The 20,558-nt window shown below is 67.8% G+C and carries 15 protein-coding genes and 1 tRNA gene; 2 read left to right on the top strand and 14 right to left on the bottom strand.

All coding sequences use genetic code 11. The annotated features are described in order from the left end of the window. The 13 genes from ACX9I7_RS16865 to ACX9I7_RS16925 all read right to left on the bottom strand — a co-directional run. On the bottom strand, positions 1 to 231 hold a 231-nt coding region (locus ACX9I7_RS16865), incomplete at its 3' end, for a GTP-binding protein (protein WP_459387795.1). Between the two features lie 166 nt (positions 232 to 397). Further along, positions 398 to 2,521, bottom strand: a complete 2,124-nt coding sequence (gene fusA / locus ACX9I7_RS16870) for an elongation factor G (protein ID WP_387569091.1) — start codon at positions 2,519 to 2,521, stop codon at positions 398 to 400. A gap of 39 nt (positions 2,522 to 2,560) precedes the next feature. Continuing rightward, a complete protein-coding gene (gene rpsG / locus ACX9I7_RS16875) occupies positions 2,561 to 3,031 on the bottom strand; it encodes a 30S ribosomal protein S7 (protein WP_004950419.1) in 471 nt (156 codons plus the stop codon). Positions 3,032 to 3,033: 2 nt separating this feature from the next. Further along, positions 3,034 to 3,405, bottom strand: coding sequence for a 30S ribosomal protein S12 (gene rpsL / locus ACX9I7_RS16880; protein ID WP_003948652.1), 372 nt, complete (start codon positions 3,403 to 3,405; stop codon positions 3,034 to 3,036). An 802-nt stretch (positions 3,406 to 4,207) separates the two neighbouring features. Continuing rightward, complete coding sequence (locus ACX9I7_RS16885) at positions 4,208 to 8,107, bottom strand: DNA-directed RNA polymerase subunit beta' (protein ID WP_126914717.1); 3,900 nt, start codon at positions 8,105 to 8,107, stop codon at positions 4,208 to 4,210. Positions 8,108 to 8,226: 119 nt separating this feature from the next. Then, positions 8,227 to 11,709: a DNA-directed RNA polymerase subunit beta gene (gene rpoB, locus ACX9I7_RS16890; protein WP_358625993.1), complete on the bottom strand. Its 3,483-nt coding sequence runs from the start codon at positions 11,707 to 11,709 to the stop codon at positions 8,227 to 8,229. A gap of 626 nt (positions 11,710 to 12,335) precedes the next feature. Beyond that, positions 12,336 to 12,722 (bottom strand): 50S ribosomal protein L7/L12, encoded by a 387-nt coding sequence (gene rplL / locus ACX9I7_RS16895; RefSeq protein WP_126914720.1) that lies wholly within the window; start codon positions 12,720 to 12,722, stop codon positions 12,336 to 12,338. Positions 12,723 to 12,828: 106 nt separating this feature from the next. Continuing rightward, positions 12,829 to 13,359, bottom strand: a complete 531-nt coding sequence (gene rplJ / locus ACX9I7_RS16900) for a 50S ribosomal protein L10 (RefSeq protein ID WP_126914721.1) — start codon at positions 13,357 to 13,359, stop codon at positions 12,829 to 12,831. A 361-nt stretch (positions 13,360 to 13,720) separates the two neighbouring features. Further along, on the bottom strand, positions 13,721 to 14,434 hold the full coding sequence (gene rplA, locus ACX9I7_RS16905) for a 50S ribosomal protein L1 (RefSeq protein WP_126914722.1): 714 nt from the start codon (positions 14,432 to 14,434) through the stop codon (positions 13,721 to 13,723). A gap of 108 nt (positions 14,435 to 14,542) precedes the next feature. Then, positions 14,543 to 14,977, bottom strand: coding sequence for a 50S ribosomal protein L11 (gene rplK / locus ACX9I7_RS16910; protein WP_126914723.1), 435 nt, complete (start codon positions 14,975 to 14,977; stop codon positions 14,543 to 14,545). A 163-nt stretch (positions 14,978 to 15,140) separates the two neighbouring features. Then, a complete protein-coding gene (gene nusG, locus ACX9I7_RS16915; RefSeq protein ID WP_459387796.1) occupies positions 15,141 to 16,025 on the bottom strand; it encodes a transcription termination/antitermination protein NusG in 885 nt (294 codons plus the stop codon). Between the two features lie 84 nt (positions 16,026 to 16,109). Then, positions 16,110 to 16,394, bottom strand: a complete 285-nt coding sequence (secE, locus tag ACX9I7_RS16920) for a preprotein translocase subunit SecE (protein ID WP_189456499.1) — start codon at positions 16,392 to 16,394, stop codon at positions 16,110 to 16,112. A 105-nt stretch (positions 16,395 to 16,499) separates the two neighbouring features. Then, positions 16,500 to 16,572 (bottom strand) — tRNA-Trp (locus ACX9I7_RS16925). A 252-nt stretch (positions 16,573 to 16,824) separates the two neighbouring features. Here ACX9I7_RS16925 and ACX9I7_RS16930 point away from each other — a divergent pair. Both ACX9I7_RS16930 and ACX9I7_RS16935 read left to right on the top strand, forming a co-directional pair. After that, positions 16,825 to 18,057, top strand: a complete 1,233-nt coding sequence (locus ACX9I7_RS16930; protein ID WP_189456501.1) for a pyridoxal phosphate-dependent aminotransferase — start codon at positions 16,825 to 16,827, stop codon at positions 18,055 to 18,057. A 148-nt stretch (positions 18,058 to 18,205) separates the two neighbouring features. Then, a complete protein-coding gene (locus tag ACX9I7_RS16935) occupies positions 18,206 to 19,225 on the top strand; it encodes an adenosine deaminase (protein WP_459387797.1) in 1,020 nt (339 codons plus the stop codon). 11 nt (positions 19,226 to 19,236) lie between these two features. On the opposite strand, the gene ACX9I7_RS16940 is transcribed toward ACX9I7_RS16935, so the two are convergent. Then, positions 19,237 to 20,292 (bottom strand): UDP-N-acetylmuramate dehydrogenase, encoded by a 1,056-nt coding sequence (locus tag ACX9I7_RS16940; protein ID WP_387569107.1) that lies wholly within the window; start codon positions 20,290 to 20,292, stop codon positions 19,237 to 19,239. Positions 20,293 to 20,558 lie beyond the last annotated feature (266 nt).

Here is a 20,558-nt window from a genome sequence, read left to right on the forward strand (position 1 = left end):
ACGCGCCTCGGTCTGGTACTCGACGTGCGCGATGGAGATGGTGATACCGCGCTGACGCTCCTCCGGGGCCTTGTCGATCTCGTCGAAAGGCGTGAAGGGGTTCAGGTCCGGGTACGCGTCGTGCAGCACCTTGGTGATCGCCGCGGTAAGAGTGGTCTTACCGTGGTCGACGTGACCGATGGTGCCGATGTTGACGTGCGGCTTAGTCCGCTCGAACTTCGCCTTCGCCACTGGGGTCCTCCTGTGGAGTGGTTCTGTACGCCTAGATACGTTCGGCGCCAGGGATCTTTGCTGGGAAGCCGCCCACCGGGGCATTCCGACATGGTTTGTTGCGGAATGCCCCGACAGCCGGTGTCAAGCCTAAAGCGTGTACAACGCCCGCCGTAGCGGGAGCTGGTTACTCGCCCTTGGCCTTCGCGATGATCTCCTCGGCGACGTTCCGCGGAACCTCGGCGTAGGAGTCGAACTGCATCGAGTAGCTTGCGCGACCCGAGGTCTTGCTGCGGAGGTCTCCGACGTAGCCGAACATCTCCGACAGCGGAACCAGGCCCTTGACGAGCTTGGCGCCGTGACGGTCCTCCATGGCCTGGATCTGGCCACGGCGGGAGTTGATGTCGCCGATGACGTCACCCATGTAGTCCTCGGGGGTGGTGACCTCGACCGACATCATCGGCTCGAGCAGAGCCGGCGATGCCTTGCGAGCACCCTCCTTGAACGCCATGGAACCGGCGATCTTGAACGCGAGCTCGGAGGAGTCGACGTCGTGGTAGGCACCGTCGAGCAGCGTCACCTTGACGCCGGTCAGCGGGTAGCCGGCCAGCACACCGAACTCCATGGCCTCCTGGCAACCCGCGTCCACGGACGGGATGTACTCCCGCGGGATACGGCCACCGGTGACCTTGTTCTCGAACTCGTAGCCGTCGCCCTCGAGGGGCTCGATCGCGATCTGCACCTTAGCGAACTGGCCGGAACCACCAGTCTGCTTCTTGTGCGTGTAGTCGATCCGCTCGACGGCCTTGCGGATCGTCTCGCGGTACGCGACCTGCGGCTTGCCGACGTTGGCCTCGACCTTGAACTCACGCTTCATACGGTCGACCAGCACGTCGAGGTGCAGCTCGCCCATACCCGCGATGATGGTCTGGCCCGTCTCCTCGTCCGTGTGGACCTGGAAGGACGGGTCCTCCTCGGCCAGACGCTGGATGGCGACACCCAGCTTCTCCTGGTCGCCCTTGGACTTGGGCTCAATGGCGACCTGGATGACCGGGGCCGGGAAGTCCATCGACTCGAGGATCACCGGGTTGGACGCGTCGCAGAGGGTCTCACCGGTGGTGGTCTGCTTCAGACCCATGACGGCGACGATGTCGCCGGCACCCACCGAGTCGATCTCCTCACGCTTGTTCGCGTGCATCCGGTAGATCTTGCCGATGCGCTCCTTCTTGCCCTTCACGGAGTTCTGCACCTGGGTGCCGGCCTCCATGCGGCCCGAGTAGACCCGGACGAAGGTGAGCTTGCCGAGGTGCGGGTCGCTCATGATCTTGAAGGCAAGGCCGGCGAACGGCTCGTCGTCGGACGGCTTGCGCTTCACGACCTCGTCGGCGTTGTTGACCGCGTGGCCCTCAACGGCCTCGATGTCCAGCGGCGACGGCAGGTAGCGGACCACGGCGTCGAGCAGGGGCTGAACGCCCTTGTTCTTGAACGCGGTACCACAGAACACCGGGGTGACGGTGACGGAGTCGCCGCCGCCACGCGAGGCGAGAGTGATGCGGCGGATGGCCGCCATCAGCTGCTCCTCGGTCGGCTCCTCGCCGCCCAGGTACAGCTCCATCATCTCGTCGTCGTTCTCGGCGACGCCCTCGAGGAGCTTGCCGCGCCATTCCTCGGCAGCCTCGATGTGGGTGTCCGGGATGTCGACGACGTCGTACATCTCGCCCTTGGCGGCCTCGGCGGACCAGACAAGAGCCTTCATGCGGACCAGGTCCACAACGCCCTTGAAGTCAGCCTCGGTGCCGATCGGCAGCTGCATGACCAGCGGAACCGCGCCCAGGCGGTCGACGATCATGTCGACGCAGCGGTGGAACTCGGCACCCGTACGGTCGAGCTTGTTGACGAAGCAGATACGCGGCACGCCGTAGCGGTCCGCCTGACGCCAGACAGTCTCGGACTGGGGCTCGACACCGGCAACGCCGTCGAACACCGTCACGGCACCGTCGAGCACGCGCAGGGAGCGCTCCACCTCGACGGTGAAGTCGACGTGACCCGGGGTGTCGATGATGTTGATGGTGTGGTCGACGTTGTCGAGCGGCCAGTGGCAGGTGGTGGCAGCGGACGTGATCGTGATGCCACGCTCCTGCTCCTGCTCCATCCAGTCCATCGTGGCAGCGCCGTCGTGGACCTCACCGATCTTGTACGAAACACCGGTGTAGAACAGGATCCGCTCGGTGGTGGTCGTCTTGCCCGCGTCGATGTGGGCCATGATCCCGATGTTGCGGACCTTGGCCAGGTCAAGCGAAGTGGTGGCCATATGGCTCAGTCTTCTCTCGGTTCTCGATGGGGGTAGCGACTACCAGCGGTAGTGCGCGAAGGCCTTGTTGGACTCGGCCATCTTGTGCGTGTCCTCACGCTTCTTGACCGAGGCGCCGAGACCGTTCGAGGCGTCCAGCAGCTCGTTCATGAGGCGCTCGGTCATGGTCTTCTCGCGACGGGCGCGGGAGTAACCGACCAGCCAGCGCAGCGCCAGGGTGGAGGCGCGGCCCGGACGGACCTCGACCGGCACCTGGTAGGTGGCGCCACCGACACGGCGGGACTTGACCTCGAGAGCCGGCTTGACGTTCTCGAGAGCGCGCTTGAGGGTGATGACCGGGTCGTTACCGGTCTTCTCGCGCAGACCCTCCATGGCGCCGTACACGATGCGCTCGGCGGTGGAGCGCTTGCCGTGCAGGAGGATCTTGTTGATCAGCGACGTCACCAGGGGGGAGCCGTAAACCGGGTCGATGATGACCGGGCGCTTCGGGGCGGGGCCCTTACGAGGCATTCTTACTTCTCCTTCTTGGCGCCGTAGCGGCTGCGAGCCTGCTTACGGTTCTTGACGCCCTGCGTGTCGAGGGAACCGCGGATGATCTTGTAGCGAACACCCGGAAGGTCCTTCACACGGCCACCGCGCACGAGCACGATGGAGTGCTCCTGCAGGTTGTGGCCCTCACCCGGAATGTAAGCGGTGACCTCGATGCCGGAGGTCAGACGCACACGCGCGACCTTACGGAGCGCCGAGTTCGGCTTCTTCGGGGTGGTGGTGAACACACGCGTGCAGACGCCACGACGCTGGGGCGAACCCTCAAGTGCGGGCGTCTTGTTCTTCTCGACCTTGTCCTGCCGGCCCTTCCGGACCAGCTGCTGGATCGTAGGCACCGTTTCTCCGGTTTCTGTGATCTCGATAAAACTAACCTGGGCGTCACCGCCGACCCACGCGGTCGGGCGTGTCGAAGGCTGCAGACCCCACTGGAGGGCGGAATCAGCGCAGATTTCGGTGTTTCCGGCCGCTGGGTCCGTCCGGCTCCGGGTCTCTCACACGGTCTGAAGGCACGCGCGAGAGCCCAGGGACACCCCAGGCACAAGGTCAGAGCGTACCTACAGCATGGGCTGCGGTCAAAACAAATGCACACGCGGAGGACACCCCGATGTGCTGCATATGTCGCAGATCAGAGCGGCCGTGCGGGCCCCGCCGGGGCCGCTCCCGGCGCGACTACCGGCCGGCCGATACACCCCGATGGACGCTGGGGGTGACCGCCGCACGGTGGACGCCGGTGTCCTCCGCCAGCTGTGACCTGCCTCCGCCACGCGGGCTGTCACAGGGAGTCCGGCATGTGGGCCGGAACACATGAACGGTATGTGTTGCGCTCACGCGCTCACGCCGCTTCACCCCGCCCCGGCGCTCCCACGCCGCCTGCGTCGGCCTCCCGGACGCGGCGGTCTTCGCCCGCCGCCCCAAGGACGCCCTCCCCGCCCTGCGGGCCTGCGGCGGCTGCCCCGTCCCCCGCTACTGCCTGGAGGCGGCGGCACAGGACGAGGACGGGCACGAGGAGGGCTCGGACCGCAAGCGGGCACGCGCCGGGCGCACGAGCGTCGGGAGGGGCGCACGGCGTCCGGAAACGCCGCAGGGCGGCCACCCCGCGTGCGCGGGGCGGCCGCCCTGACGAGCGAACCAGAAGGGTTACTGGTTGTACGGACCGTAGTCGTAGTCCTCCAGCGGGACCGCCTGGCCGGAGCCGGTGCCGAAGGGCGAGTAGTCGATGTCGTCGTAACCGACGGCCGAGTACATCGCGGCCTTGGCCTCCTCGGTGGGCTCCACCCGGATGTTGCGGTAGCGGGACAGACCCGTACCGGCCGGGATGAGCTTACCGATGATGACGTTCTCCTTGAGGCCGATGAGCGAGTCGGACTTGGCGTTGATCGCCGCGTCCGTCAGCACTCGGGTCGTCTCCTGGAAGGAGGCGGCCGACAGCCAGGACTCCGTCGCCAGCGAGGCCTTGGTGATACCCATCAGCTGCGGACGGCCGGAGGCGGGGTGACCGCCCTCGGTGACCACACGACGGTTCTCGGACTCGAAGCGCGAGCGCTCCACGAGCTCGCCCGGCAGCAGCTCCGCGTCGCCGGACTCGATGATCGTCACGCGGCGGAGCATCTGCCGGATGATGATCTCGATGTGCTTGTCGTGGATCGACACACCCTGCGAGTTGTAGACCTTCTGGACCTCGCCGACCAGGTGGACCTGGACGGCGCGCTGGCCGAGGATCCGCAGGACGTCGTGCGGGTTGGTGGCACCCACGGTGAGCTTCTGGCCCACCTCGACGTGCTCGCCCTCGCTGACCAGCAGACGGGCACGCTTCGAGATCGGGAACGCCGTCTCGTCGCTGCCGTCGTCCGGAGTGACGACGATCTTCTTGGTCTTCTCGGTCTCCTCGATCCGCACGCGGCCGGCGGCCTCGGAGATCGGGGCGACACCCTTCGGGGTACGGGCCTCGAAGAGCTCGACGACACGGGGCAGACCCTGGGTGATGTCGTCACCGGCCACACCACCGGTGTGGAAGGTACGCATCGTCAGCTGGGTACCGGGCTCACCGATGGACTGGGCGGCGATGATGCCGACCGCCTCACCGATGTCCACCAGCTTGCCGGTCGCCAGCGAGCGGCCGTAGCAGAAGGCACAGGTGCCGACCGCGGACTCACAGGTGAGGACCGAACGGGTCTTGACCGTCTCGACGCCGTGGGCGACGAGCTGCTCGATGAGCACGTCACCGAGGTCGACGTTGGCAGGCGCGATGACCTTGCCGTCGACGACGACGTCCTCGGCGAGCATACGGGCGTAGACGCTCGTCTCGACGTCGTCCGTCTTGCGCAGGACGCCGTCCTCGCCCTTGACGGCGATCGCCAGCTTGAGGCCGCGCTCGGTGCCGCAGTCCTCCTCGCGGATGATCACGTCCTGGGAGACGTCGACCAGACGACGGGTGAGGTAACCCGAGTCGGCGGTACGGAGGGCGGTGTCCGCGAGACCCTTACGGGCACCGTGGGTGGAGATGAAGTACTCCAGCACGGTGAGACCCTCACGGAACGACGCCTTAATGGGTCGCGGAATGGTCTCGTTCTTCGCGTTCGACACCAGACCACGCATACCGGCGATCTGCCGCATCTGCATCATGTTTCCTCGGGCACCCGAGTCAACCATCATGAAGATGGGGTTCGTCTTGGGGAAGTTCGCGTTCATCGCCTCGGCGACCTCGTTGGTCGCCTTGGTCCAGATCGCGATGAGCTCCTGCGTGCGCTCGTCCTTGGTGATCAGACCGCGCTCGTACTGCTTCTGGACCTTCTCGTCCTGCGCCTCGTAGCCCTTGACGATCTCCTTCTTCGCCTCGGGAACGACGACGTCGGAGATGGCCACGGTGACACCGGAACGGGTCGCCCAGTGGAAACCGGCCGCCTTCAGGTTGTCGAGCGTCGCCGCCACGATGACCTTGGGGTAGCGCTCGGCCAGGTCGTTGACGATCTCGGAGAGCTGCTTCTTGCCCACCGAGTAGTCGACGAACGGGTAGTCCTCGGGCAGCAGCTCGTTGAAGAGCGCGCGGCCCAGGGTGGTGCGCAGGCGGAACGAGTCACCCTGCTGCCACTCCGGCTCGCCCTCCTCGCGGACCGGGGGAACCCAGCCGCGCGGCGGAACGGTGCCGATCGGGAAGCGGATGTCGACCTTCGCCTGGAGCGAGAGCTCACGGGCGTCGAACGCCATGATCGCCTCGGCGACCGAGCCGAAGGAACGACCCTCGCCGCGGACCTCGCGCTCCTCCTCGTCGGTGGTGAGGAAGAACAGGCCCAGCACCATGTCCTGGGTCGGCATGGTGACCGGACGGCCGTCGGCCGGCTTGAGGATGTTGTTCGAGGACAGCATCAGGATGCGGGCCTCGGCCTGCGCCTCCGCGGAGAGCGGCAGGTGGACGGCCATCTGGTCACCGTCGAAGTCCGCGTTGAACGCGGTGCAGACGAGCGGGTGGATCTGGATGGCCTTGCCCTCGACCAGCTGCGGCTCGAAGGCCTGGATGCCGAGGCGGTGCAGCGTGGGCGCACGGTTCAGCAGCACCGGGTGCTCGGCGATGACCTCTTCGAGGACGTCGTACACCACGGTGCGGCCGCGCTCGACCATGCGCTTGGCCGACTTGATGTTCTGCGCGTGGTTCAGGTCGACCAGGCGCTTCATCACGAACGGCTTGAAGAGCTCCAGCGCCATGGCCTTGGGCAGACCACACTGGTGCAGCTTCAGCTGCGGACCGACGACGATGACGGAACGGGCCGAGTAGTCGACACGCTTACCGAGCAGGTTCTGACGGAATCGACCCTGCTTACCCTTCAGCATGTCGCTGAGGGACTTCAGCGGACGGTTGCCGGGGCCCGTGACCGGGCGACCACGACGGCCGTTGTCGAAGAGGGCGTCGACCGCCTCCTGGAGCATCCGCTTCTCGTTGTTCACGATGATCTCGGGGGCACCGAGGTCGAGCAGACGCTTCAGACGGTTGTTGCGGTTGATCACACGGCGGTACAGGTCGTTCAGGTCGGAGGTCGCGAAGCGGCCACCGTCCAGCTGCACCATCGGACGGAGGTCCGGCGGGATCACGGGGATGCAGTCCAGCACCATGCCGCTGGGGCTGTTGCGGGTCTGCAGGAAGGCGGAGACGACCTTGAGGCGCTTGAGCGCACGGGTCTTCTTCTGGCCCTTGCCGGTCCGGATGATCTCGCGGAGGCGCTCGGCCTCCTCGTCGAGGTCGAAGGACTCCAGGCGCTTCTGCAGCGCGGCGGCGCCCATCGCACCCATGAAGTAGGTGCCGAAGCGGTCGCGCAGCTCGCGGTAGAGGAGCTCGTCGCCCTCGAGGTCCTGGACCTTGAGGTTCTTGAAGCGGCTCCACACCTCGTCGAGGCGGTCGATCTCGCGCTGCGCGCGGTCGCGCAGCTGCTTCATCTCACGCTCGGCGCCCTCGCGCACCTTGCGGCGCACATCGGCCTTGGCGCCCTCGGCCTCGAGCTCGGCCAGGTCGGACTCGAGCTTCTTGGCGCGGGCCTCCAGGTCGGCGTCGCGACGCTGCTCGATCTGCTGACGCTCGACGGAGACGTGGGCCTCCAGCGAGGGCAGGTCGCGCGTACGGCGCTCCTCGTCCACCCACGTGATCATGTAGGCGGCGAAGTAGATGACCTTCTCGAGGTCCTTCGGGGCGAGGTCGAGGAGGTAGCCCAGGCGCGACGGGACGCCCTTGAAGTACCAGATGTGGGTGACGGGAGCGGCGAGCTCGATGTGGCCCATCCGCTCACGGCGCACCTTGGCGCGCGTGACCTCGACGCCACAGCGCTCACAGATGATGCCCTTGAAGCGGACACGCTTGTACTTGCCGCAGTAGCACTCCCAGTCCCGGGTCGGACCGAAGATCTTCTCGCAGAAGAGTCCGTCCTTTTCGGGCTTCAGGGTGCGGTAGTTGATGGTCTCCGGCTTCTTGACCTCGCCGTGGGACCAGGTCCGGATGTCGTCCGCGGTCGCCAGGCCGATCCGCAGCTCGTCGAAGAAGTTGACGTCGAGCACTGTTCGTCAATCCCTCTTTCAGGGTCGTGCCCCTCGCGTTAGCGATTTATGGGCTCTACATCAGTGGTCTGGGGGTCCGGGGACGGTGGGGGCCTCTCGCGAGGCCCCCACCAGACCCGTCAGACCTCTTCGACGCTGCTCGGCTCGCGCCGGGACAGGTCGATACCGAGCTCCTCCGCCGCGCGGAAGACGTCCTCGTCGGTGTCCCGCATCTCGATGGACATGCCGTCCGAGGACAGCACCTCCACGTTGAGGCAGAGGGACTGCATCTCCTTGATGAGCACCTTGAAGGACTCGGGGATGCCGGGCTCGGGGATGTTCTCGCCCTTGACGATCGCCTCGTAGACCTTCACGCGGCCGGTGACGTCGTCGGACTTGATGGTCAGCAGCTCCTGGAGGGCGTACGCGGCGCCATAAGCCTCCAGCGCCCACACCTCCATCTCACCGAAGCGCTGGCCACCGAACTGAGCCTTACCACCCAGCGGCTGCTGGGTGATCATGGAGTACGGACCGGTCGAACGGGCGTGGAGCTTGTCGTCGACCAGGTGGTGCAGCTTGAGGATGTACATGTACCCGACCGAGATCGGGTCCGGGAACGGCTCGCCGGAGCGGCCGTCGAACATCCGGGCCTTGCCGGACGGGAGCACCAGGCGCTCGCCGTCGCGGTTGGGGATCGTGGACTCGAAGAGACCGGCGATCTCGTCCTCGCGGGCGCCGTCGAAGACCGGGGTCGCGACGTTGGTGCCGGCGGCGACGTCGTCGGCGCCGATCGCCTGGAGGCGCTTCATCCACTCCTCGTCGCCCTCGACCTTCCAGCCGCGGCTGGCGAGCCAGCCGAGGTGGATCTCGAGGACCTGTCCCGGGTTCATTCGGGACGGGACACCGAGCGGGTTGAGGATGATGTCGACCGGGGTGCCGTCCTCGAGGAACGGCATGTCCTCGACCGGGAGGATCTTGGAGATGACACCCTTGTTGCCGTGACGGCCGGCGAGCTTGTCACCATCGGTGATCTTGCGCTTCTGGGCCACGTAGACGCGGACCAGCTGGTTCACGCCCGGGGGCAGCTCGTCGCCCTCTTCGCGGTCGAAGACGCGGACGCCGATGACCTTGCCGATCTCACCGTGGGGGACCTTCAGCGAGGTGTCACGGACCTCACGGGCCTTCTCACCGAAGATCGCGCGGAGCAGACGCTCCTCGGGGGTCAGCTCGGTCTCACCCTTCGGGGTGACCTTGCCGACGAGGATGTCGCCGGCGACGACCTCGGCACCGATGCGGATGATGCCGCGCTCGTCGAGGTCGGCGAGGACCTCCTCGGAGACGTTCGGGATGTCCCGGGTGATCTCCTCGGGGCCCAGCTTGGTGTCACGGGCGTCGACCTCGTGCTCCTCGATGTGGATCGAGGAGAGGACGTCGTCCTGGACGAGGCGCTGCGACAGGATGATCGCGTCCTCGTAGTTGTGGCCCTCCCACGGCATGAACGCCACGAGGAGGTTCTTGCCGAGCGCCATCTCACCGTTCTCGGTGGACGGACCGTCGGCGAGCACCTGGCCGGCGACGACGCGGGCGCCCTCGTCGACGACGACCTTCTGGTTGAAGGAGGTGCCCTGGTTGGAGCGGGAGAACTTGGCGACGCGGTAGGTGTTGTACGTGCCGTCGTCGTTGGCCACCGTCACGTAGTCGGCGGAGACCTCCTGGACGACACCGTCCTTCTCGGCCTTGATGACGTCACCGGCGTCGACCGCGCAGCGGTACTCCATGCCGGTGCCGACCAGCGGCGCCTCGGCCTTGATCAGCGGAACGGCCTGGCGCATCATGTTCGATCCCATGAGCGCGCGGTTGGCGTCGTCGTGCTCGAGGAACGGGATCATGGCGGTCGCGACCGACACCATCTGGCGCGGCGAGACGTCCATGTAGTCGACCTCGTCCGGCGCGATGTAGTCGATCTCGCCGCCACGGCGGCGGACCAGCACGCGGGCCTCGGCGAAGCGCATGTCCTCACCCAGGGCGGCGTTCGCCTGGGCGATGACGAAGCGGTCCTCCTCGTCGGCGGTCAGGTAGTGCACCTCGTCGGTGACCTGGCCCTCGACGACCTTGCGGTACGGGGTCTCGACGAAACCGAACGCGTTGACGCGACCGTAGGAGGCGAGCGAGCCGATCAGACCGATGTTCGGGCCTTCGGGCGTCTCGATCGGGCACATACGGCCGTAGTGCGACGGGTGGACGTCTCGGACCTCGAAGCCGGCCCGCTCACGGGAGAGACCACCCGGACCCAGCGCCGACAGACGACGCTTGTGGGTCAGACCCGACAGCGGGTTGGTCTGGTCCATGAACTGGGACAGCTGGCTGGTGCCGAAGAACTCCTTGATGGAGGCGACGACCGGCCGGATGTTGATCAGGGTCTGCGGCGTGATCGCCTCGACGTCCTGGGTGGTCATCCGCTCGCGGACGACGCGCTCCATACGAGCCAGACCCGTGCGGACCTGGTTCTGGATGAGCTCGCCGACGTTGCGCAGACGACGGTTGCCGAAGTGGTCGATGTCGTCGGTCTCGACGACGATGTCCGTGCCGTTCTCACCGACGGTCTCGACCTCGCCGGCGTGCAGCTTCACCAGGTACTTGATCGTCGCGATGACATCGTCGACGGTCAGCACACCGGCGTCGAGCGGAGCGTCGGCGCCCAGCTTCTTGTTGACCTTGTAGCGACCGACCTTCGCGAGGTCGTAGCGCTTCGGGTTGAAGTAGAGGTTCTCGAGCAGCGTCTGCGCGGCCTCACGGGTCGGCGGCTCGCCCGGGCGCAGCTTGCGGTAGATGTCGAGCAGCGCGTCGTCCTGGCCCTGGGTGTGGTCCTTCTCCAGGGTGGCGCGCATGGACTCGTACTCGCCGAACTCCTCGAGGATCTGCTCGGTGGTCCAGCCGAGAGCCTTCAGGAGGACGGTGACGGACTGCTTGCGCTTGCGGTCGATGCGGACGCCGACCATGTCGCGCTTGTCGACCTCCATCTCCAGCCAGGCACCCCGGGACGGGATGATCTTGGCGGTGAAGATGTCCTTGTCGGACGTCTTGTCGATGGAGGAGTCGAAGTAGACACCCGGCGAACGGACCAGCTGCGAGACGACGACACGCTCGGTGCCGTTGATGCAGAAGGTGCCCTTCGGCGTCATGAGCGGGAAGTCGCCCATGAAGACCGTCTGGGACTTGATCTCACCGGTCTCGTTGTTGGTGAACTCGGCGGTGACGAAGAGCGGGGCCGCGTACGTGAAGTCGCGCTCCTTGCACTCGTCGATCGAGTTCTTCGGGGGCTCGAAGCGGTGGTCACGGAAGGTCAGCGACATCGACCCGCTGAAGTCCTCGATCGGGGAGATCTCCTCGAAGATCTCCTCCAGACCGGACTTGGTGGGGACGTCCTGACCACTTTCCAGCGCAGCCTCGACGCGAGCCTTCCAGGCGGCGTTGCCGAGCAGCCAGTCGAAGCTCTCGGTCTGAAGCGCAAGAAGGTTCGGAACCTCGAGGGGCTCCTTGATCTTCGCAAAAGAGATGCGCAGCGGGGCGGTGCTGGCGCCGGTGTTCGTATTGGCGGTCGAGGCGTTGCGCGAGGCGGCCAAGAGGGGGTCCTTCCGAGGGCTCGGACTCACTACGCGCGTACCGGTCCCACTCGTCGCGTACGAGAGAAATCCCAGCTCAGGGGGTTTCCTTCAGCTGTGCTCGAGAGTGGGCATGCCCCTGGTGACGGGCAGGGAGCAGCTAACAGGCAGCGCAAAGGGTCAGTGTAGCCACTTGGCCCACTGATGTCCAGAGCGGATTTCCGGAGACCGGTGCGATACCAATCTCTCCCTCCGGGATCCTGTTGTTCCGCATCGCCTGGCGTCCTGCCCGACGCAAGCCATGCGCGGGAAGCGCATGACGATACTTCCCGCTCCGCCCCCGATCCATGCCTCGGACGGAGGATCGATGTGGCGGCGCGTCCGTAGGACGCGTCCTGAGAATCGCGCGCGGCGTGCCGTTCGTCAAGGCCCCTCGGCCCCCGGCGGCCGCTCCGGGCGCCCTCCCGCCCTGCTGGGAGCGGGTTCGTCGCCTCGGCGAGGCGGCGAAGATCACCATACTCGTCTCCGGGCCGCCGTGCGCGCATCCGTCCCGGGAACGCCCAAGGGCGACCACCCGTGCGGGTGATCGCCCTTGGTTGATTCCGGCCCGGGGGCCGGAAAGGAGAGTCGGCAGACTCCCGAGGTACTTACTTGACCTCGACGGAGGCGCCGGCGCCCTTGAGGGCCTCGGCGGCCTTCTCCGCGGCGTCCTTGGCGACCTTCTCGAGGACGGGCTTCGGGGTGCCGTCGACGAGGTCCTTGGCCTCCTTCAGGCCCAGGGAGGTCAGCTCACGCACGACCTTGATGACCTGGATCTTCTTGTCACCGGCGGCGGTGAGGATGACGTCGAACTCGTCCTTCTCCTCGACCTCGGCGGCAGCGGCGCCACCGGCGGCACCGGCAACGACGACCGGCGCGGCGGCGGCGGCGGTGACGTCGAACTTCTCCTCGAACGCGGACACGAAGGCCGCGAGCTCGATGAGGGTCATCTCCTCGAACTGCGCGAGCAGCTCGTCCTGGGTCAGCTTCGCCATGATTGGCGTCCTTCCACTAAATCGGCAGGTGCCGGATGTACATGTCGGCGGGCGTGCGGCCCGCTACGACCGGTGCCGGGTGGCGCCGGTCAATGCGCGAGCCGAATTACTCGGCACCGCCCTGCTCGGCGAGCTTGGCGCGCAGCGCGTCCGCAGTGCGGACGAGCTTCGTCGGCAGCGCCTGGAAGAGCGAGGCAGCCTGGGACTGCTTGCCCTTCATGGCACCGGCCAGCTTGCTGAGCAGAACCTCGCGGGACTCGAGGTCCGCAAGCTTCTTGATCTCATCGGCGGACAGCGCCTTGCCATCAAGGACACCGCCCTTGATGATCAGGTTCGGGTTCTCCTTGGCGAAGTCACGAAGACCCTTCGCCGACTCCACCGGGTCACCGGTGACGAAGGCGACAGCCGTCGGGCCAGCGAAAAGCTGGGCGTCGAGCTGGTACCCGGCCTCTTCGGCCGCGATCTTGGTCAGCGTGTTCTTCACCACGGCGTACTGCGCGTTCTCACCGAGCGAACGGCGCAGCGTCTTGAGCTGCGCCACGGTGAGACCGCGGTACTCGGTCAGCACAGCGGCGTTGGAGCTGCGGAACTTGTCCGTGAGCTCGGCAACCGCGGCGGCCTTGGCGGACGTCGCCATGAGCCTCGGCCTCCTTCCGGGTGATTCGGACCGCTTAGGCGCGAGAAGGGGGCTTGGGCAAAACGAAACGCCCCGGCGCAGGCGCTCGGGGCGTGACTCGACCGCGGGGACGTAATCCTCTTACGTCTCGGCGGGAGTGCAATCCACGTGACACCTGCGCAGGTCGCCCGCAGCTAGCGGATCCTTCGGCCGTCGCACCCCCGGATGGAGGCGCGACAACGACCAGCGGTCTTTGGCTTCCTCAGGAGATTACGCGATAGGTGCGTATGGATGCAAATCGAGCCGGGCCCCGCACCTTCGAAAGAGGTGCGGGGCCCGGCCCGTACTGCTCAGAGCGCCACTACGCGCCCGCGAGGCCGTCTCAGACGGTCTCGTCCTCCACGAGGAGGTTGCGGGTGCGGTTGGAGTCCAGGGCGATGCCCGGGCCCATCGTGGTGGTCAGGGTCGCCTTCTTGATGTAGCGGCCCTTCGCGGCGGACGGCTTGAGGCGGTTGATCTCCTCGAGCGCGGCGGCGTAGTTCTCCACCAGCTTGGCCTCGTCGAAGGAGACCTTGCCGATGATGAAGTGGAGGTTCGAGTGCTTGTCGACTCGGAACTCGATCTTGCCGCCCTTGATCTCGGTCACGGCCTTGGCCGTGTCCGGGGTGACCGTGCCGGTCTTCGGGTTCGGCATCAGACCACGGGGACCGAGCACGCGGCCGAGGCGGCCGACCTTGCCCATGAGGTCCGGGGTGGCGACGACGGCGTCGAAGTCCAGACGGCCCTTGGCGACCTCGTCGATGAGCTCGTCGGCACCGACGATGTCGGCGCCCGCGGCACGCGCGGCCTCGGCACGGTCGCCGGTCGCGAAGACCAGGACCCGGGCGGTCTTACCGGTGCCGTGCGGAAGGTTCACGGTGCCACGGACCATCTGGTCGGCCTTGCGCGGGTCGACACCCAGGCGGAAGGCAACCTCGACGGTCGCGTCGAACTTGGTGGTGGAGGTCTCCTTGGCGAGACGGACGGCCTCGAGGGGAGCGTACAGACGCTCCTCGACCTTGGCGTCCGCAGCGCGGAGAGTCTTGCTGCGCTTCACTTCTGCTCCTGAAAGGTTGAGCGTGGAGTCGTGGTCCGGGCCAGCGCTTGGCCCTGCCACTGCTGTGTCGATCATGCGGCTGACGCCGCGTGGTCAAACGGGAGCTGATCAGCCCTCGACCGTGACGCCCATGGAACGGGCGGTGCCGGAGATGATCTTCTCGGCGGCGTCCAGGTCGTTGGCGTTCAGGTCGGGCATCTTGATGGTGGCGATCTCGCGGACCTGCTCGCGCGTAAGCTTCGCGACCTTGGTCTTGTGCGGCTCGCCGGAGCCCTTCTCCACGCCCGCGGCCTTGAGGATCAGCTTGGCGGCCGGCGGAGTCTTGGTGACGAAGGTGAAGGAACGGTCCTCGTAGACCGTGATCTCCACCGGCACGACCATGCCACGCTGCGACTCGGTCGCGGCGTTGTAGGCCTTGCAGAACTCCATGATGTTGACGCCGTGCTGACCCAGCGCGGGGCCGACCGGCGGAGCCGGGTTGGCGGCGCCGGCCTTGATCTGGAGCTTGATGAGCCCCGTGACCTTCTTCTTCTTGGGAGGCATTGCTCTCTCCGGGTCCTAGTGAGAGTTTTTTTGCCATACGCACACTGCGCGCAGGCATACCGCACCACGATAACGGGTAACGCGGCGGGACCAAAAACCGAGAGGTCAGACCGGCCCTGGGGCGCGGTCTGACCTGTTCGGTGGTGTGTGGGCCAGAAGTGTCTTAGTTCTTCTGGATCTGGTCGAAGCTGAGCTCGACCGGGGTCTCGCGGCCGAAGATCTCGACGAGGCCCTTGACCTTCTTCGAGTCGGCGTTGATCTCGTTGATCGTGGCCTGGAGGGTCGCGAACGGACCGTCCGTGACGGTGACCGAGTCGCCGACCTCGAAGTCCAGGACCTGGACCTCGACCTTGCGGGACGGGGCCGGACGGCCCTCGGCCTCCGCGGCCTCCTTGGCGGCCTTCGCCTCGGCCTCCGGGGCGAGCATCTTGACGATCTCGTCCAGGGTCAGCGGGTACGGGTCGTAGGCGTTGCCGACGAAGCCGGTGACACCCGGGGTGTTGCGGACGACGCCCCAGGACTCGTTCGTCAGGTCCATGCGCACCAGCACATAGCCGGGGAGCTTGTTCTGGCGGACGGTGCGGCGGTCGCCGTTCTTGATCTGGACGACCTCTTCCTGCGGCACCTCGGCCTGGAAGATGTAGTCCTCGACGTTCAGCGAGACGGCGCGCTGCTCGAGGTTGGTCTTCACGCGGTTCTCGTAGCCCGCGTAGGTGTGGATGACGTACCACTCGCCGGGCAGACCACGCAGTTCCTCGCGGAGCGCGGCGACCGGGTCGACCGGGGCGGCCTCCTCCTCGGACTCCGCCTCCTCGTCGGCGGCGTCCTCGGCGGCGGCCTCGTCCTCGTCGGACTCGACGTGCAGCGCGGCCTCCTCGGCCGGCTCGCCCGCGGCGGCTTCCTCGGCGTCGAGCTCGTCGACGTTGTCGGCGTTCTCGACGATCTCCTGCGGGGTGTCGTCGCCCTGCACCTCGGCCGAGACAGCCTCGTCAACGTTGGCCTCCGCCGCGACGGGCTCGGCGGCGTCGTTCAGGTTCGGGTCAGACACGTGGCTGCTTCTTCCTGGCTACAAGGGGTGGAACGAGCGAATAGGCGGCACTCTACGAGGGCCGCCTTGCGCACGGGGGCCGGCTCAGCCGAAGACGTACTTGACGGCCTGCTCAAACCCATAGTCAATCACGGTCACCAGTCCAATGACGATGACAACGAAGACGATCACCACAGTGGTGTACGTCGACAGCTGGCTCTTGGTGGGCCAGACGACCTTGCGGAGCTCGGCGACGACCTGCCGGTAGAACAGCGCGAGGCGGCCCAGAGGGCCCTTCTTCCCGCGCTTTCCGCCGCGGCGCTTCGCGGGCGCCTCGTCCTCGGGACGACCACTCTCAGGTGTCGCGGTGGAGCCGAGGGCTTCCGTCACTACGTCCTCACCTGAATCCCGGTCGTGGCCGTGCCGCGCCCGGGTGAGCCGCACGGCGGTGCATTTCAGTACGTACGCATGCACGCAACCTGGCGGTGCGTGTAGCAGGGCCGAAGGGACTTGAACCCCCAACCGCTGGTTTTGGAGACCAGTGCTCTACCAATTGAGCTACGACCCTTTGTGGTTCCCCCAACGTACCGCATCCGCCCGGAAGCACGGTGTGCCCGGGAGTGGATTCGCCGGTGGAGGCCAACGAGGCATGAGTGTACGTGCTCGAGCCGCCGACGTCGAACAGCTATCAGCGGCGACGCGTCCCGGCCGCCGCCGCGCTGCGCTCCAGGAGGGTGCCGGGACCGGCGGTAACCCCGTGGGACGGCGCCTCCGGGCAATCCGCGTGCCCGGCTTCCGGCCGGTCTGGGACGATGCCCCTATGACCGCTGCGACTCCTCCCCAGTCCCCCACCGAGCGCCGGGTCTCCGCCCGCGTCGGTGCCATCTCCGAGTCCGCCACCCTGGCCGTGGACGCCAAGGCCAAGGCCCTCAAGGCCGCCGGGCGCCCGGTCATCGGCTTCGGCGCCGGCGAGCCCGACTTCCCGACCCCCGGCTACATCGTCGAGGCCGCGGTGGAGGCCTGCCGTACCCCCAAGTACCACCGCTACACCCCGGCCGGCGGCCTCCCCGAGCTCAAGGCCGCCATCGCCGCCAAGACCCTGCGCGACTCCGGCTACGAGGTCGACGCCTCCCAGGTGCTCGTCACCAACGGCGGCAAGCAGGCCATCTACGAGGCGTTCGCCGCGATCCTCGACCCGGGCGACGAGGTCATCGTCCCCGCCCCGTACTGGACCACCTACCCGGAGTCCATTCGTCTCGCGGGCGGTGTGCCGGTGGACGTCGTGGCCGACGAGACCACGGGCTACCGGGTGTCGGTCGAGCAGCTGGAGGCGGCCCGTACGGAGCGCACCAAGGTGCTGCTCTTCGTGTCCCCCTCCAACCCCACGGGCGCCGTCTACACCCGCGCCCAGGTCGAGGAGATCGGCCGCTGGGCCGCCGAGCACGGGCTGTGGGTGCTGACGGACGAGATCTACGAGCACCTGGTCTACGGCGACGCCGAGTTCTGCTCGCTGCCGGTCGTCGTGCCGGAGCTGCGCGACAAGTGCGTCGTCGTCAACGGCGTCGCCAAGACGTACGCCATGACGGGCTGGCGCGTGGGCTGGATCATCGGCCCGAAGGACGTCGTCAAGGCCGCGACGAACCTGCAGTCGCATGCCACGTCGAACGTGTCCAACGTCGCCCAGGTCGCGGCCCTGGCCGCCGTGTCCGGTGACCTGACGGCCGTCGACGAGATGAAGGTCGCCTTCGACCGGCGCCGCCGGAAGATCGTCTCGATGCTGAACGAGATCGACGGCGTGGTCTGCCCCGAGCCGGAGGGCGCGTTCTACGTCTACCCGTCCGTCAAGGAACTGCTCGGCAAGGAGATCCGCGGCAAGCGGCCGGCCTCCTCGGTCGAGCTGGCGGCGCTGATCCTGGACGAGGCCGAGGTGGCCGTGGTGCCGGGTGAGGCGTTCGGTACGCCGGGCTACCTGCGGCTGTCGTACGCGCTGGGCGACGAGGACCTGGTGGAGGGTGTCTCGCGGATCCAGAAGCTGCTGGCCGAGGCGAAGTAGCCTGCGGCTCGCTTCGGCGTGACGATGCGGGGTTCCGGCCGTGCTGTGCGGCCGGGGCCCCGCATTCGTTTTCGGGTTCGTTTTCGGGTCCGTCCCCGATCAGGGAAAACGCCTTCCGGTCCGGTGCCGGTTGAGGCAGGATCGGGCAATGGAACGCTCGCGTGATCTCCGTCTGCTGCCCAAGGCCCATCTCCACCTGCACTTCACCGGGTCCATGCGCCCCTCGACCCTGCTGGAGCTGGCCGACAAGTACGGCGTGCACCTGCCCGAGGCGCTGAGCGGCGGCGAGCCGCCGAAGCTGCGGGCCACGGACGAGCGGGGCTGGTTCCGCTTCCAGCGGCTCTACGACATCGCGCGCTCCTGCCTGCGGTCCGAGGAGGACATCCGGCGGCTGGTGCGCGAGGCCGCGGAGGAGGACGTCCGGGACGGTTCGGGCTGGCTGGAGATCCAGGTCGACCCCACCTCGTACGCGCCCCGGCTGGGCGGTCTGATCCCCGCCCTGGAGATCATCCTGGACGCGGTGGAGGACGCGTCGCGGGAGACCGGGCTGGGGATACGGGTCCTCGTCGCCGCGAACCGGATGAAGCACCCACTGGACGCCCGGACGCTCGCGCGGCTGGCGGTGCGCTACGCCGACCGGGGCGTGGTCGGCTTCGGGCTCTCCAACGACGAGCGGCGCGGGCTCGCCCGCGACTTCGACCGCGCCTTCGAGATCGCCCGGGAGGGCGGCCTGCTGGCCGCCCCGCACGGCGGCGAGCTCTCGGGGCCGAGCAGCGTCCGCGACTGCCTGGACGACCTCCACGCGGCCCGCGTGGGGCACGGCGTGCGGGCCGCGGAGGACCCGCGGCTGCTGCGGAAGCTCGCGGAGCGCGGGGTGACGTGCGAGGTCTGCCCGTCCTCGAACGTCGCCCTGGGCGTCTACGACAAGCCGTCGGACGTCCCGCTGCGGACGCTGTTCGACGCGGGCGTGCCGATGGCGCTGGGCGCGGACGACCCGCTCCTGTTCGGCTCGCGCCTGGCGGCGCAGTACGAGCTGGCGCGGGAGCACCACGGCTTCACGGACGCCGAGCTGGCGGAGCTGGCGCGGCAGTCCATCCGCGCCTCCCGCGCCCCGGAGGGGGTGCGGGAGGGGCTCCTGGCGGGGGTGGACGCCTGGCTGGCGGCGTAGCCGCCGGGCGACTACAGGCTGACCCCGACGGTCACCGGCTCGTTCACGAGCGTGACCCCGAACGCGGCGTGGACGCCGTCCCGGACCTCGCGGGCGAGGGCCAGAAGGTCCTCGGTCGTGGCCGAGCCCCGGTTCGTGAGGGCGAGCGTGTGCTTGCCGGAGATGCGGGCCGGCCCGGAACCGTAGCCCTTGGTGAAACCGGCGCGGTCGATCAGCCACGCGGCCGAGGTCTTGACCAGGCCGTCCCCCGCCGGGAAGGCGGGCGGCATGACGTCCGGCCCGAGCCGCTCGGTCACGCGGGCCAGGAACGCCTCGTGCTCGGCGGCCGTGAGGATGGGGTTGGTGAAGAAGGAGCCCGCCGACCAGGTGTCGTGGTCCTCGGGGTCGAGGACCATGCCCTTGCCGGCGCGCAGCTTGAGCACGGTCTCCCGGGCCTGGAAGGCCGGGACGCGGTCGCCCGCCTCGACGCCGAGGGTGCGCGCGGTCTCGGGGTAACGGATGGGCGCGGAGAGCCCGCCCGCGTCCTCCAGCTCGAAGCGGACCCGCAGGACGACGTAGCGCGAGGGGTCCTGCTTGAAGCGGCTGTGCCGGTAGGTGAAGGCGCACTCGGCGTTGGTGAGGGTGACGGTCTCGTCGGTGCGGCGGTCGTAGGCGACGACCTCGGTGATCGTCTGGGAGACGTCCTGGCCGTAGGCGCCGACGTTCTGGATGGGGGTGGCGCCGGCGGAGCCGGGGATGCCGGCCAGGCACTCGACGCCGGCGAGGCCGGCGTCGACGGTGCGGGCGACGGCGTCGGACCAGTTCTCACCGGCGGCGAGCTCGAGGCGGGTGCCCTGGAGGTCGAAGCCGGTGGTGGCGATGCGCAGGGCCGTGCCGTCGAAGCCCTTGTCGGAGATGACCAGGTTGCTGCCGCCGCCGATGATCAGCAGCGGGGTGCCGGTGCGGTCGGCCTCGCGGACGGTCTCGACGATCTCGGCGTCGGTGACGGCCGTGATGAGTCGGGTCGCGGGGCCGCCGAGCCGGAAGGTGGTCAGGGGGGCGAGGGGGGCGTCGTGTCGTTCCTGCACGGGCACCAGGGTACGGGGGTGGGTCGGGGTCGGGGCGGGGTGGACGGGCCCTTACGGGGCTGAGCTCTTCGCGGGGCCTGCCACTTTGGTAAGGGTTGCCCCGTACTTGGCTCCAGCGGCGAAGAGCTCTTTACGCCCCTACCAGGGCCCATCCACCCCGCCCCGCCCCCTTCCGCTACTACCTCGTGGACACGCTTCCGGGCAATCGGGCGGGTGGGTGGGGTAGAACCGCGCCGCCAGGCGCGGGAAACCCCACCGGGGGCAGC

The sequence above is a fragment of the Streptomyces sp. L500 genome (assembly GCF_054551825.1).